Origin of the sequence: Sphingomonas daechungensis (genome assembly GCF_039543105.1) — a bacterium.
GTDB lineage: Bacteria > Pseudomonadota > Alphaproteobacteria > Sphingomonadales > Sphingomonadaceae > Sphingomicrobium > Sphingomicrobium daechungense.
In genome coordinates this window covers 512,231-526,449 of the sequence record NZ_BAABJC010000001.1, presented here as the reverse complement: position 1 = coordinate 526,449, position 14,219 = coordinate 512,231, and the positions used below count along the sequence as shown (strand labels likewise).

General features: G+C 62.9%; 11 protein-coding genes. 9 read left to right on the top strand and 2 right to left on the bottom strand.

Going from position 1 to position 14,219, the window contains the following annotated elements:
• Nucleotides 1–72: 72 nt before the first annotated feature.
• On the bottom strand, nucleotides 73–1,428 hold the full coding sequence (gene hemN / locus ABD928_RS02640) for an oxygen-independent coproporphyrinogen III oxidase (RefSeq protein WP_345165814.1): 1,356 nt from the start codon (nucleotides 1,426–1,428) through the stop codon (nucleotides 73–75).
• 111 nt (nucleotides 1,429–1,539) lie between these two features.
• Between hemN and moaA the strand changes: the two genes are divergently transcribed.
• From moaA to ABD928_RS02595, 9 genes are all read left to right on the top strand, one after another.
• The gene (moaA, locus tag ABD928_RS02635; protein ID WP_223276247.1) at nucleotides 1,540–2,550 is read left to right on the top strand and encodes a GTP 3',8-cyclase MoaA; all 1,011 of its coding nucleotides are present in this window, start codon (nucleotides 1,540–1,542) and stop codon (nucleotides 2,548–2,550) included.
• 91 nt (nucleotides 2,551–2,641) lie between these two features.
• The gene (locus ABD928_RS02630) at nucleotides 2,642–5,374 is read left to right on the top strand and encodes a nitrate/nitrite transporter (protein ID WP_345165809.1); all 2,733 of its coding nucleotides are present in this window, start codon (nucleotides 2,642–2,644) and stop codon (nucleotides 5,372–5,374) included.
• Between the two features lie 12 nt (nucleotides 5,375–5,386).
• Nucleotides 5,387–9,187 carry a nitrate reductase subunit alpha gene (locus tag ABD928_RS02625; protein ID WP_345165806.1) on the top strand — a complete coding sequence of 1,267 codons (3,801 nt, stop codon included), beginning with the start codon at nucleotides 5,387–5,389 and terminating at the stop codon, nucleotides 9,185–9,187.
• Entirely contained in the window at nucleotides 9,184–10,719 is a 1,536-nt protein-coding gene (gene narH / locus ABD928_RS02620) for a nitrate reductase subunit beta (protein ID WP_345165802.1), read from the top strand. The genes ABD928_RS02625 and narH overlap by 4 nt, the downstream gene beginning before the upstream one ends.
• The gene (narJ, locus tag ABD928_RS02615) at nucleotides 10,716–11,414 is read left to right on the top strand and encodes a nitrate reductase molybdenum cofactor assembly chaperone (protein WP_187714326.1); all 699 of its coding nucleotides are present in this window, start codon (nucleotides 10,716–10,718) and stop codon (nucleotides 11,412–11,414) included. The genes narH and narJ overlap by 4 nt, the downstream gene beginning before the upstream one ends.
• A complete protein-coding gene (gene narI, locus ABD928_RS02610) occupies nucleotides 11,411–12,205 on the top strand; it encodes a respiratory nitrate reductase subunit gamma (RefSeq protein ID WP_187714325.1) in 795 nt (264 codons plus the stop codon). The genes narJ and narI overlap by 4 nt, the downstream gene beginning before the upstream one ends.
• Complete coding sequence (locus ABD928_RS02605; protein ID WP_345165796.1) at nucleotides 12,202–13,110, top strand: peptidylprolyl isomerase; 909 nt, start codon at nucleotides 12,202–12,204, stop codon at nucleotides 13,108–13,110. Before narI ends, ABD928_RS02605 begins: the two co-directional genes overlap by 4 nt.
• Entirely contained in the window at nucleotides 13,110–13,454 is a 345-nt protein-coding gene (locus tag ABD928_RS02600) for a hypothetical protein (protein ID WP_345165793.1), read from the top strand. The genes ABD928_RS02605 and ABD928_RS02600 overlap by 1 nt, the downstream gene beginning before the upstream one ends.
• Nucleotides 13,438–13,647, top strand: a complete 210-nt coding sequence (locus ABD928_RS02595) for a hypothetical protein (protein WP_345165790.1) — start codon at nucleotides 13,438–13,440, stop codon at nucleotides 13,645–13,647. The genes ABD928_RS02600 and ABD928_RS02595 overlap by 17 nt, the downstream gene beginning before the upstream one ends.
• Here the strand turns inward: ABD928_RS02595 and ABD928_RS02590 are convergent.
• Complete coding sequence (locus ABD928_RS02590) at nucleotides 13,644–14,096, bottom strand: hypothetical protein (RefSeq protein WP_187714322.1); 453 nt, start codon at nucleotides 14,094–14,096, stop codon at nucleotides 13,644–13,646. The two genes, ABD928_RS02595 and ABD928_RS02590, sit on opposite strands and share 4 nt — an antisense overlap.
• Nucleotides 14,097–14,219 lie beyond the last annotated feature (123 nt).

Here is a 14,219-nt window from a genome sequence, read left to right as displayed (position 1 = left end):
TGCCCCCCTAGGTCTGGCGAATATCAATAGCCGCATTGTCGGGGATTACGGAATTTCCCTAAGACGGGTGAGTTAGATTGCCCGGCTGTGGCGGTCATTTTCTGACAAATGTGCGTCGAACGCTGCGGCGATCGAGCGCACCAGCGGTCGGGCATGGCGTGTCACCGAAAGACGCGCGCCTTCGCGCTCGACGAGGCCGTCGGCGATCATTGATTCCAGCGGCGTGGCTGCAAGCAGCTTCGCCGGATCGGCGCCGAACCCCTGACAGACGGCGCCGAGGTCCACGTGCTGGTCGCACATGAGTCGCTCTATGATCGCGGCGCGCAGCTGATCTTCACCAGCGAAGCGGTAGCCGCGAGCGACTGGGAGCCGGCACTGCCGGACGAGCCGCTCATATTCGGGAAGGCGGACTTCGTTCTGGACGAAGCCCTGCGGCATGCGGCCGATCGAGGAAGCGCCGAGTCCGATCAACACCTCGGCCTCGTCGGTCGTGTATCCTTGGAAGTTGCGATGAAGCCGCCCGTTGGCTGAGGCCTTGGCAAGCGGGTCGTCCGGTAGCGCGAAATGATCGAGACCGATCTCCACATATCCCGCGCCGACGAGCGCCTCGGCAATGGCCCGGGACTGGGCAAAGCGCATCTCCGAATCAGGCAGGGCCGCTCCGTCGATCTTGCGCTGATGCGGTTTGAACGACGGCACGTGCGCATAGCCGAAAACGGCCAGGCGGTCGGGCCGAGGGACCAGGGCTTGCTCAACCGTCTGGAGGCACGATTGGACGGTCTGCCCAGGCAGCCCGTAGATCAAGTCGAAATTGATCGCGCGTACGCCATTCGAGCGAAGCAATCTCACTGAAGCTTCGGTTGCTTCGAAACTCTGGACGCGATTGATCGCCTGCTGCACCCCCAGATCGAATGTCTGGACGCCGATGCTCGCGCGATTGAAGCCGGACCGGCCAAGGGTGGTCGCCATTTCCGGAGTGAATGTGCGCGGGTCGATTTCAATGGCGATCTCAGCTTGGTCGGCAATGCGGAAATGCGTCTTCAGCCGATCCATCGTCAACTGCATCTGTTCCGGAGGCATCAGGGTCGGGGTGCCGCCCCCAAAATGAACATGGCGGACGGACAACAGACTGCCAGCGTAGCGAGCGACGAGGTCGATCTCCTGGCGCAGGCACTCCAGGTACCGAAGCACCGGCGCCTCCCGCGCGGCCACGGTCGTGTGGCAGCCGCAGTACCAGCACATGGCGCGGCAGAAGGGGATGTGAAGGTACAGAGATGCGTCTGTCGCAGGCAAACTCGCGAGCCAGAATCGATACTGTGCTTCGCCGACGTCCGGCGAGAAATGGGGCGCCGTGGGATAGCTCGTGTAGCGGGGAAGTCTGGCATCGGCGTACCGCGCGAGGAGCTCTGGCGACAGCGTATCGGTCATTTGGAGCGCGTTATCGACATCGCCAACACAGCCACTTGATCCAGATCATCGAGGCGGCCTAACCGAGGGACTAGCCAGCGCCGCATGAAGACGCGCGGTGAAGGGAGGTCCGTGAGCGAGGTTGCATCGCCTCACAAACCGGATGGTCTCGTCGACAGCTTCGGTCGACGGATCACCTACGTGCGGCTCTCCGTCACCGATCGCTGCGACCTGCGCTGTCGCTATTGCATGGCCGAACGCATGCAGTTCCTGCCCAAGCGCGAGATCCTGACCCTCGAGGAGATGGTCGAGCTTTCGGACATCCTGATCGCCCGGGGAATCCGGAAGATCCGCCTTACCGGCGGCGAGCCGCTGGTTCGCAAGGGAGTCATGGAGGTCGTACGGGGGCTTGGCCAAAGGATCGGCGCCGGACTGGACGAGCTTGTCATGACGACGAACGGTACGCGGCTCGAGCGGTTCGCCGGCGAGCTTCATGACGCAGGCGTCAGACGGATCAACATCAGTCTCGACAGCCGGCGGCCGGAGCGGTTCGGCCACATCACGCGCGGCGGCGATCTTGCGCAGGTTCTTCGCGGTATCGATGCGGCGCTGACCTCGGGGCTGTCCGTCAAGATCAACATGGTCGCGCTCGCCGGAATCAACGAGGACGAGATCGAGGGCATGCTGCGTTGGTGTGCGGCGATGTCGATCGACCTCACTCTTATCGAGACGATGCCCTTGGGTGAGGTCGAGGAGGACCGAACGGCGCATTACTTGCCGCTGGACACAGTGAAGCGCCGCCTTGAGGAACGCTTCACGCTCGTGCCGAGCACAATGCGAACGGGCGGGCCGTCGCGGTACCATGACGTGCTGGAACTTCGCTCTCGCGTCGGTTTCATCACGCCGCTCACGAATAATTTCTGCGATGGCTGCAACCGCATCCGGATCGCGGCGACGGGGACCGTCTATGGTTGCCTCGGCCACGACCAGAAAGTCGAACTTCGCGATGCGCTGCGTTCGGGACGCGCGGGCGCGGTCGACGAACTTCTCGATCGGCTTCTGGCCGGCAAGCCGAGACGCCACGAGTTCCGCATCGGCGGCGCACCCGCCGTGGAGCGGCACATGAGCGTGACGGGAGGCTGAGCCGCGCGCCAAATGATTCTGATCAATCCCTTCCCCCACGCTTGCTGCGAGAGGCACCGCACAACGATTCGCCGATTGCGGGGGAACTGGAATGGTTAGGACGAGCGAGCAGCCTGCCAAGGGCGCCAAACAGGCGCTTTGGTCCAGCACCATTGCCTTCACCGTGTGCTTCGCCGTCTGGACGATCTTCTCGATCATCGGCCTTGGCGTGAAGGACCAGCTCGGGCTCACCGAGACGGAATTCGGCCTGCTCGTCGGAACCCCGATCCTCACCGGCTCCCTCACCCGCGTCTTTCTTGGTGTCTGGGCGGACCAGTTCGGCGGCCGTCGGGTCTTCGCCGCGGTCATGGTGCTCGGGGCCATAGCGACGTTCCTGACGTCCTACGCCCACACCTATCCCCAGCTGCTGGTGGCGGCGCTCGGCGTCGGCATCGCGGGCGGTGCCTTCTCCGTCGGCGTGACGTACGTCTCGAAATTCTATCCCAAGGAACGGCAGGGCCTCGCGCTCGGAATCTTCGGCGCCGGCAACGTCGGCGCGGCCGTCACGAAGTTCCTTGCTCCGTTCGTGATGGTCGCCATGGGCTGGCAGGCTGTCGCTCAGGTATGGGCAGGGGGTCTCGCCGTGACGGCGGTCCTTTTCCTGATGTTCACGAAGGAGGACCCGGAACAGCTCGAGCGGGCCAAGTCGCACCGCAAGGCTGCAAGCATGGCAAGCCAGCTCGCGGCCCTCAAGAACGTGCAGGTTTGGCGCTTCGCCCTCTACTATTTCTTCGTCTTTGGAGCTTTCGTGGCCCTGGCCTTGTGGCTGCCGCGTTACCTGATGGGCGTCTACCACTTGGACGTAAAGACCGCCGGCATGCTCGCGGCGTTCTACTCGGTTCCGGCAAGCCTGTTCCGGATTTACGGGGGCAAGCTGTCCGACCGCTACGGTGCGCGGTCGGTGCTCTACGTCACCTTCGGCATCTCGGTGCTCACCACCTTCATGCTATCCTATCCGCCGACCACCTACATCATCGAAGGTGTACGCGGACCAATCACGTTCCGCACCGAGATGGGGCTGGTCCCGTTCCTCGTGACCATCTTCGTGCTCGGCTTCTTCATGAGCCTCGGCAAGGCGGCGGTCTTCAAGCACATTCCCGTCTACTACCCGAACCACGTCGGGGCGGTCGGCGGCCTCGTTGGAATGATCGGCGGCCTCGGCGGCTTCGTGCTTCCGCTTGCGTTCGGCTCACTGCTCGACCTGACTGGCGTGTGGACCAGCTGCTTCGTGCTTCTGTTCGTCCTGGCCTCGGTGGCGCTGACATGGATGCATTTCGCAATTCGCCAGATGGAGCGCGCGGCGCTTCGCCGCGGCGAGCCCGGCCAAGTGCCTGAGCTTCCGGAAATGCAAGGCTTTGGAGAGCCCGGGATCACCGTGCCGCCGCGTCGTGCAGGGCCAATCGCCGACTGGCGTCCCGAGGACGAGGAATTCTGGAAAAAGGGCGGCCGTGCGGTCGCGCGGCGAAACCTGTGGATTTCAACCTATTGCCTGATGCTCTCCTTCGCCGTCTGGATGGTCTGGAGCGTTGTCGTCGCGCGTCTTCCGGCAATCGGCTTCGACTTCTCGACCGACCAATTGTTCTGGCTGGCCGCGCTGCCGGGTTTGTCGGGCGCGACGCTGCGCATCTTCTACGCCTTCCTCGTGCCGGTCTTCGGCGGGAGGCTATGGACTACGCTCTCGACAGGCTCGCTTCTGATTCCCGCATTCGGGATCGGCTATGCGGTGCAGTCCCCTGACACGCCCTATCTCATCTTCCTTGTGCTCGCGCTTCTGTGCGGGCTTGGCGGCGGCAATTTCGCTTCCTCGATGGCAAACATCAGCTTTTTCTTCCCCAAGGCGGAGAAGGGGAATGCGCTCGCCCTCAACGCCGGTCTCGGCAACCTCGGCGTGAGCGTGATGCAGTTCCTCGTTCCGGTCGTCGTCACGATGAGCCTGTTCGGGGCACTCGGCGGACAGGCGCAGACCGCTTCTGATGGCGCCCAACTTTGGATGCAGAATGCGGGATTTGTCTGGGTGCCGCTGATCATCCTCGGCTCGATCGCCGCGTGGTTCGGAATGAACGACATCCTTAGCGCGAAGTCCTCGTTCGCCGACCAGGCCGCGATCTTTGGCCGGCTGCACACTTGGCTGATGTGCTGGCTGTACACCGGCACCTTCGGAACCTTCATCGGAATGTCGGCGGGCTTCCCGCTGCTCGCCAAGCTCGTCTTCCCGGAAGTGAATGCGCTCAAATATGCGTTCATCGGACCGCTGCTGGGCGCGGTTTCGCGTGCTGCGACGGGCTGGGTTTCCGACCGCTATGGCGGCGCACGCGTGAGCTTCTGGGTGTTCGTCGTGCAGATTGCAGCGACCGTCGGAATGATCTGGTCGCTGGACGCCCGTAGCTTCAGCGGCTTCTTCGTGATGGTCCTGCTGCTGTTCGTTGCGAGCGGTGTCGGCAATGCGTCGACCTTCCAGATGGTGCCGGGCATCATGAGGCGCGAGGTCGACCGGACCGAGCCGAACGTTCCGGAGCCGCAGCGGCGCTCTCAGGCCGAACGGGAGTCCGCGGCGGTGATCGGCTTTACTTCCGCAATCGCCGCGTACGGCGCTTTCTATATTCCGAAAGCCTACGGCTCTTCGATCCAGCTGACGGGCACTGCCGATGCTGCGCTGTGGGGCTTCCTGTTCTTCTACCTCAGCTGCGCAGCGCTGACCTGGTTCGCCTACAGCGGGCCGCGAGGCGTGCTTCATGACCTGGAGCGCAGGCCGAGACTTCGCACCACTTCCACCGTGCCCGCCTAAGAGGACTGTCGCATGAGTCATTTTCTCGACCGCCTGACCTACTTCCGCCGGACACAGGAGAAATTCTCCGATGGTCACGGGATCACGACGGACGAGGCGCGCGATTGGGAAGATGCGTATCGGAAGCGCTGGGCGGCGGACAAGATCGTGCGCTCGACGCATGGCGTGAACTGCACCGGTTCCTGCTCGTGGAAGATCTACGTCAAGGGCGGCATCGTTACCTGGGAGACCCAGCAGACCGATTATCCGCGGACCCGGCCCGACCTGCCGAACCACGAGCCTCGGGGTTGCCCGCGTGGGGCTAGCTACAGCTGGTATCTCTACTCAGGCACGCGCATCAAATATCCGCTCGTCCGCGCGAGGCTGGTTCGCCACTGGCGGGAGGCGCGCAAGACGATGACTCCGGTCGCCGCGTGGAAGTCGATCGTCCAGGATACGGAGAAGCGCCGCGACTGGGTGTCGAAGCGCGGACGCGGCGGGTTCGTACGGGTCGGCTGGGACGAGGTGACCGAGCTGATCGCGGCCGCCAATGCTTATACGATCAAGGAATATGGTCCGGACCGGGTGGCGGGCTTTTCGCCGATCCCGGCGATGTCGATGATCTCCTACGCGGCGGGCAGCAGGTACCTGTCCCTCATCGGCGGCAACCTCCTGAGCTTCTACGATTGGTATTGCGATCTGCCGCCGTCGAGCCCGCAAACCTGGGGCGAGCAGACCGACGTTCCGGAAAGCGCCGACTGGTACAATGCCGGCTTCCTGCTCGTGTGGGGCTCGAACATCCCGATGACGCGCGCGCCCGACGCGCATTTCTATTCGGAGGTGCGATACCGCGGCGCCAAGAGTGTCGTCATCGCTCCGGACTACAACGAGGCCGCGAAATTCTCCGACATGTGGCTCCATCCGAAGCAGGGCACCGACGCGGCGCTGGCGCTCGCCTTGGGCCATGTCGTCCTGCGCGAGTTCCACATCGACCGGCAGGTGGAATATTTCGAGGGGTACACTCGGAAATACTCAGACTTTCCGCTGCTCGTGAAGCTGGTCGAACGGGAGGGCAGGCTCGTTGCGGACCGTTTCGTCCGGGCAGCCGATTTTGGCGGCAAGATCGCGAAAACCAACAACCCGGACTGGAAATGCGTCGCCTATGACGAGCTGACCGGCAAGCTGGTCGTACCGGCAGGGGCCGCAGGTCATCGGTGGGGCGACCCGGGCAAGTGGAACCTCGAGGAGATAGACGAGGGAGGCAAGGGCGTCAGGCTGCGGGTGACGCTCGCGGAAGACCATGACTCAATCGAACCGGTGGCTTTCCCCTATTTCGGCGCCGACGCTCCGCACGACTTCGTCGCAACCGAGCATGATGACGTGCTGATGCGCAACGTGCCCGTCAAGGAACTGAAGTTCGCCGACGGCAGCAAGGGTTACGTCGCGACCGTCTTCGACCTGTTCTGCGCCAACTACGGCGTCGATCGAGGGTTCGGCGGAGACAATGTCGCCAAGAGTTTCGACGACGACGTTCCATTCTCGCCGGCATGGGCCGAGAAGGTCACCGGAGTGCCTCGACAAGCGATCATCCAGGTCGCGCGCGAGTTCGCGTCCAATGCCGAGATCACCAAGGGCCGCTCCATGGTGATCCTCGGGGCCGGCCTGAACCACTGGTACCACATGGACATGAGCTATCGCGGGATCATCTCGCTGCTCGTGATGTGCGGATGCATCGGCCAGTCCGGCGGCGGCTGGTCGCACTATGTCGGACAGGAAAAACTTCGTCCGCAGACCGGCTGGCTGCCGCTGGCGTTCGGCCTCGACTGGACCCGGCCGCCGAGGCAGATGAACGGCACCAGCTTCTTCTACGCGCACACCGATCAGTGGCGGTATGAGTCCCTGAAAATGTCGGAGATTCTGTCGCCGCTTGCGCCGGAAGGCGACTGGTCCGGCAGCCTGCTCGATTACAACGCGAAAGCCGAGCGAATGGGCTGGCTCCCGTCGGCGCCCCAGTTCGACGCCAACCCGATCGAATGGGGCAACAGGCTGAAAGAGTCAGGCGCCGATCCGGCTCAGGCGATTGCCGGTGCATTCAAGTCAGGCGAATTGAAGCCCGCCAGCCTCGATCCCGACAATCCCGTCAACTGGCCGCGCAACATGTTCTTCTGGCGATCGAACGTTCTCGGAGCGAGCGGCAAGGGCCATGAATATTTCCTCAAGCATCTCGTCGGATCGATGCATGGTGTCATCGGCACTGACGAGGAAGCGGCAGGTCTTGAGCGGCCTAAAGACGTCGTCTGGCGCGAAGACGCGCCGGTCGGAAAGCTCGACCTCATGGTCAACATCGACTTCCGGATGTCGACCACCAGCATATACTCCGATGTCGTGCTTCCGACTGCCACATGGTACGAAAAGCACGACCTCAACACGTCGGACATGCACCCGTTCATCCACCCGCTTTCAGCGGCGGTGGACCCGGCTTGGGAGACCAAGAGCGACTGGAACATCTTCCGCGAGATCGCGAAGAAGTTCTCCGACGTCGCTCCCGAGGTTCTCGGGGTTGAGCACGACCTCGTGATGACCCCGATTCAGCACGACACTCCGGGAGAGCTCGCGCAACCTTATGAGCCCAAGGACTGGCTGAAAGGGGAATGCGAACCGAGTCCCGGCAAGACCATGCCGAACGTGGCTCTGGTCGAGCGGAATTATCCGGAGACGTTCGCGCGCTTCACCTCGATGGGGCCGCTGCTCGAAAAGCTCGGCAACGGCGCCAAGGGCCTCAACTGGGACACGAAGCATGAGGTCGAACTTCTTGGCGATCTCAACGGCCGCGTTCTCGAGGGAACGACCGAGGGGCGGCCGAAGATCGATTCCGATATCGACGCCTGCGAGACGATCCTGATGCTGGCGCCGGAAACGAACGGCGAGGTTGCAGTGAAGGCCTGGGAAGCGCTGGCCAAGGTCACCGGTCGCGACCACTCCCATCTTGCCGAGGGCAAGGAAGAGGAAAAGATCCGTTTCCGCGACGTCGCTGCCCAACCGCGCAAGATCATCTCGTCGCCGATCTGGTCGGGGCTCGAGAGCGAGCACGTCTGTTACAACGCCGGTTACACCAACGTGCACGAGCTGATCCCATGGCGCACGCTCACCGGTCGGCAGCAACTCTACCAGGATCATCACTGGATGCGCGCGTTCGGCGAAGGCTTCGTCACCTGGCGGCCGCCGATCGACACGAAGACGGTTCGGCAGGTTCTCGGCAAGTTGCCGAACGGAAACACGGAGATCCTGCTCAACATCCTCACGCCGCACCAGAAGTGGGGCATCCATTCGACCTATACCGAGAACCTCATCATGCTCAGCCTGAACCGGGGCGGGCCGACCGTCTGGATCAGCGAGGATGATGCGAAGTCGGCGGGGATCGTCGACAATGACTGGATCGAGGTGTTCAACGTCAACGGCGCGCTGACCGCCCGGGCGATCGTGTCGCAGCGCATCATGCCCGGTTCGGCGATCATGTATCACGCCCAGGAAAAGCTGACGAACACGGTCGGATCTGAAATCACCGGTCAGCGCGGCGGCATCCACAACAGCGTCACGCGCATCAACATGAAGCCGACGCACATGATCGGCGGCTACGTCCAGCTTGCCTACGGCTTCAACTATTACGGGACCGTCGGCGCCAACCGCGACGAGTTCGTGATCGTCAGGAAGATGAGCCAGGTGAACTGGTTCGACAAGGCGGCCGACGACGCGATGAACGTCGAGGGCGGGACCGCGGACTGGGGAACCGGCGTCAGAAGCGATCAAGCCTCCCGAAAGGAGGTGGCGCGATGAAGGTCCGCGCACAGATCGCCATGGTCCTGAACCTCGACAAGTGCATCGGCTGTCACACCTGCTCGATCACCTGCAAGAACGTCTGGACCAACCGAGAAGGCGTCGAATACGTCTGGTTCAACAACGTCGAGACGAAGCCCGGCATCGGCTACCCCAAGGACTGGGAGAACCAGGAGCGCTGGAAGGGCGGCTGGGTCCGCAAGAAGAACGGCAAGATCGTTCCGCGGCAGGGCGCGAAATGGCGCATCCTGTCGAAGATCTTCGCCAATCCGCACCTGCCCGAGATTGACGATTTCTACGAGCCGTACACGTTCGAATACGAATGGCTGCAGAATGCGCCGGAGCTTCAGGCGCAGCCTACAGCGAGGCCACGATCGCTGGTCACCGGCGAAAAGCTCAACAAGATCGAGTGGAGCGGTAACTGGGAAGACATGCTCGGCGGCGAGTTCGAGAAAAGGAGCTGCGACTACAATTTCGAAGGCGTCGAGAAGGAAATCTACGGCCAGTTCGAAAAGACGTTCATGATGTACCTGCCGAGGTTGTGCGAGCACTGCCTGAACCCGGCATGCCTCGCGTCCTGCCCGTCAGGCGCGATCTACAAGAGGGCGGAAGACGGCATCGTCCTCATCGACCAGGAGAAGTGCCGCGGCTGGCGGATGTGCGTGTCGGGCTGCCCCTACAAAAAGATCTATTACAACTGGTCGAGCGGAAAGTCGGAGAAGTGTATCTTCTGCTACCCGCGCATCGAGACGGGCCAGCCAACGGTATGCTCGGAAACCTGCGTCGGCAGAATCCGATACCTTGGAGTGGTCCTCTACGATGCCGACAGGATCGAGGCCGCGGCTTCGGTCGAGGATCCGAAGGACCTGTACCCGGCTCAGTTGGACGTATTCCTCGATCCTAACGACGTCGCGGTGCAGGAAGCCGCACGCGCCGAAGGCATTACCGACCAATGGCTCGAAGCGGCAATGCGCTCGCCCGTCTACAAAATGGCCGTCGAGTGGAAGATCGCCTTCCCGCTGCACCCGGAATACCGGACTTTACCGATGGTCTGGTACGTCCCGCCGCTGTCGCCGATCCAGTCGGCGGCCGAGGCCGGCAAGATGTCGGTGCAGGACGGAATGCCCGACGTGCGGTCATTGCGCATTCCGCTGCGCTACCTCGCCAACCTGCTGACCGCCGGCGACGAGGAGCCGATTGCAGCCGCGCTTGAGCGGATGCTCGCGATGCGCGCCTACATGCGTGCGAAGAGCGTGGAGGGCCGCATCGACGAGAGCATCCCCGGGCGTGTGGGCCTGACGCGCAACCGGATCGAGGAGATGTACCGGATCATGGCGCTGGCGGCCTATGAAGATCGGTACGTGATCCCGACCGCCCGGCGCGAGCTGGACGAGGACGCCTATGTGCTGCGTGGATCTTCCGGCTTCGGCTTCCGAGAAGGGACACAGGGCAGGACCAAGGTCAACCTGTTCGGCGGCGGTGCCGACAAGGCAAGAGCCAAGCGCGAACCTCGAATGGACATTTCTTCATGAAGCTGACCCTGAGATCGCTCGCCGCTTTGCTTGGCTATCCTTCGGCGGAGCTGAAGGAAAATGCCGGCGAGATTCGCCACCTGCTTCGATCGGAGGGGGTACTGCCCACTGTTGAACTGGCAAGGTTGGAATCGCTTCTGGGGCGGCTCGAAACGACGGAGCTTCTAGACCTGCAATCCGCCTACAGCGAGTTGTTCGACCGCTCGCGCTCATTGTCGCTGCACCTGTTCGAGCACGTCCACGGCGACAGCCGTGAGCGCGGCCAGGCGATGATCGACCTCGGCCAGCAATATATGGAAAGCGGCTTTTTCCTTGAGGCCAGCGAGCTTCCGGACTTCGTGCCGGTGTTCCTCGAATATGCGTCGTGCCTGTCGGCACGGGATGCGCGCGAGATGCTTGTTCAGCCCGTGCACGTCTTCGCTGCACTCGCGGAACGTCTCGACAAGCGGGAAGCGCCTTACGGAGCGATCTTCCACGCGCTGATCGCTTTGTCGAAAGTGCGAGTGGACGCCGATGCTCGCGCACTGGTCGACGAGAACACACCGGCGGAAGATGCCGCCGATATCGATGCCGAGTGGGAAGAGGCGCCCGTCTCTTTCAACCTCGGCGGAGCGCATGAAATGGGTGGACCGACCGGCGTCGTCGCCAAGATCAGGGCCTCGAACCGCCCGGTGAACCAGGAGGTTGCACGATGATGGATTTCATCAACCAGCTCGCGTTTGGCTGGTATCCCTATCTCGCGGTGACGGTCCTCGTCGTCGGGAGCATCCTGCGTTTCGATTCCAACCAGTACAGCTGGCGCTCGCAATCGAGCCAGTTCCTGCGACGCCGTCAGATGGTCCTCGGCTCGAACCTCTTCCATATGGGCATCCTGGTTCTGCTGGTCGGCCATTTCATCGGCCTTCTGACGCCGATCAACGTCTTCGACGCGCTTGGGGTCAGCCACTCGTTCAAGCAGACCACGGCATTGGTCGTCGGCGGGATCGCGGGTTTGTGCGCGTATGTCGGATGCACCCTGCTATTGCATCGAAGGCTGTTCGACCCACGGATCCGGAAGAGCTCGTCAGTCGGCGACATCCTCGTCCTGGTGCTGCTCTGGTCGCAGCTCACGCTCGGGCTGCTCACCACCTGGTGGACTTTGAAGCACCTCGACGGGAGCGAGATGGTGAAATTCATGCGCTGGGCGAACGGCATCCTCACCCTCAATCCGGGAGCGCCCGATCTGATCAAGGAGGTCGCGCTCGTCTACAAGCTGCACATCATCCTTGGCCTGACTCTGTTCCTGATCACGCCCTTCACTCGCTTGGTCCATATCTGGAGCGCGCCCGTCTGGTACCTGCTTCGGCCCGGCTTCCAGATCGTGCGGACGAGGCGTGCGAAGGGCGCGGCGGCTTCCCCGACCCGCGGACCGGCCGGCGGCGCTCCCAGCTACGGGGGACCGACCGTGCTTCGCCAGATGGCGGAAAGCGGGCAGGAGGGCGCATGAGCCGGCGCCTCGACGTGATCAATCTCGGCGATCCGGCGCAACGGCCGGCGCCGAAGATGATGAGTTCGTGCGAGACGGGCGGGTGCGGCGGCGGTCCCGAGCCTCTGATCCCGCCTCCGCCAACGTTCGGCGAGGTCCGCGTCAACGGCGTCGAGATTACGCCGGAAGCGATCGCTCAGGAAATCCAGCACCACCCCGCGCCGGACGCCGAAACGGCGTGGGTCGAAGCCGCGCGCGCTTTGGCGGTTCGAGAACTGCTGCTTCAGGAGGCACGTCGGGCGGGTATTTCGGTTAGCCAGGCAGGGGACGAGGCTGGCCGCACCGAGGTCGAGGAGGATGCTCTCATCCACGGCCTTCTCGAAGAGCAGGTCCTTCCAGTCGAGCCGGGCGAATCTGAGTGCCGCCGTTATTACGATGCGAACCTCGATCGGTTTCGTACGCCGACGCTCTTCGAAGCAGCGCACATTCTGATCGAGCCTGACGGCGTGGATGAAGACGCGTGGACTCTGGCGTTTGAGAGGGCGCGGAAGATCATCGGCGAGATCGGCGATGATGCTTCGAAGTTCGCAGCGGCGGCCCGAGCGCATTCAGGCTGCGCATCGGCGCAGCAGGACGGGTCCCTGGGTCAAATCCGACGCGGCGAGCTCGTTCCGGAAATTCATTCAGCGCTGGAGGCACTTCCTGACTGCGGGACCTCCAGGGAGCCGGTCAGGTCGCGCTTCGGCTGGCACATCCTGAGACTGCACCGCCGTAACGAGGGCCGGACGATGACGTTCGACATGGTACGCGAGCGTATCGCCGACATGCTGGAAGCACGGAGTTGGTCGATCGGTGCGGCCCGGTACGTCGCGGATCTGGCTGCTCGCAACCACATCGAAGGCATCCGCATCGAGGGTACCAGCTGATGCCGCTGCTTGGGGACATGCTGGCGGAAGCGCGGAACTCGTCCGGCAGCTTCCAGGCATGGCTCGAACGCTCGGATCCGCAACTTGCGGGCGAAGTGAAGCGCGCCGCCGTCCAGCAGGGCATGACTCCGACTGGCTACGTCCGCATGGCCATGTCCGACTTCAACCGTTTCGCTTCGGAAGAGGACTGGGCGACTCTGACGTCCAGCCTCAAGAGCACGGATGATCCAGGGACGGCATGTCTGCTCGCGATGGTCCACTGGCGCTTGACGGTGCGCGGATGCAGCGAGCACGCTCCCCACGTTTCCATCCAGGAAGGGGATGAGAATGAACGAGCAATCTAGAGACGAGCCTAGAGACACTCCGCTCAACCCCGCCCTCAAGAGCGGGACCGAGACGATCTACCCTACGACGGAGTCGTCACCCGCTCCAATCGACACGACGTCGGCAACGGAAAATGAAGGTGAAGGATGGCCGATCGTCTGGCTGATCGTCACGGTCGTCGGCGTCGCGCTGGCCGTCTATTTTCTGCTCTAGCGCGACTGTCCGGGCAACTCGCGGACAAAGCAGGCGGTATCGAGTTTCAGTCCGAGCCGCTCCAGCCCCTCGCGGGCCCGTGACGACGGTTCGGCGGTACGCGCACTGACGGTCAAGTTCACCGCGCTGCAGTTGAGATCGACTGCGATCCGCTCAAGTTCCCGGCAGAGCATCTCCCTGACGCGGTCGTCGCCGCGCAGTTCGAATGCCACGATCACCTCCACGTCCAAGGTCTTTTGGTGACGTAGGTTCCCGACGGGCCGATAGGCCGCCACACCGTGAACGCAGTTGTCGGGCGCCGTTACGGCAAGCACGCCGCCGTCTCCCGCGAGGAGTTCCCTGCCGAATACCTGCCATCGTTCAAGGCTGACGCGCGTTGCCGAGCGGATGAGCGGATAAATCTCGGCCAGCCGGTCCAGTCCAACAGCTTCAACGGTCAAATCCGGCATTCATCCTCTTGGCGCAGTCATTCGGAACGATTGAACGCTAGGCCGGATCAGCTATTTGAATGTTGAGCCAGATCATTCGCTATTTCGGGCTGTGACCGAGCAGGACGAGCAACTTGCCTTACG

Coding starts and splice junctions, on each gene's coding strand:
- narH (WP_345165802.1), top strand. CDS start 9,184: ATGAAGGTCCGCGCACAGATCGCCATGGTCCTGAACCTCGACAAGTGC.
- narJ (WP_187714326.1), top strand. CDS start 10,716: ATGAAGCTGACCCTGAGATCGCTCGCCGCTTTGCTTGGCTATCCTTCG.
- ABD928_RS02595 (WP_345165790.1), top strand. CDS start 13,438: ATGAACGAGCAATCTAGAGACGAGCCTAGAGACACTCCGCTCAACCCC.
- ABD928_RS02600 (WP_345165793.1), top strand. CDS start 13,110: ATGCCGCTGCTTGGGGACATGCTGGCGGAAGCGCGGAACTCGTCCGGC.
- ABD928_RS02625 (WP_345165806.1), top strand. CDS start 5,387: ATGAGTCATTTTCTCGACCGCCTGACCTACTTCCGCCGGACACAGGAG.
- ABD928_RS02630 (WP_345165809.1), top strand. CDS start 2,642: ATGGTTAGGACGAGCGAGCAGCCTGCCAAGGGCGCCAAACAGGCGCTT.
- ABD928_RS02605 (WP_345165796.1), top strand. CDS start 12,202: ATGAGCCGGCGCCTCGACGTGATCAATCTCGGCGATCCGGCGCAACGG.
- ABD928_RS02590 (WP_187714322.1), bottom strand. CDS start 14,096: ATGCCGGATTTGACCGTTGAAGCTGTTGGACTGGACCGGCTGGCCGAG.
- narI (WP_187714325.1), top strand. CDS start 11,411: ATGATGGATTTCATCAACCAGCTCGCGTTTGGCTGGTATCCCTATCTC.
- hemN (WP_345165814.1), bottom strand. CDS start 1,428: ATGACCGATACGCTGTCGCCAGAGCTCCTCGCGCGGTACGCCGATGCC.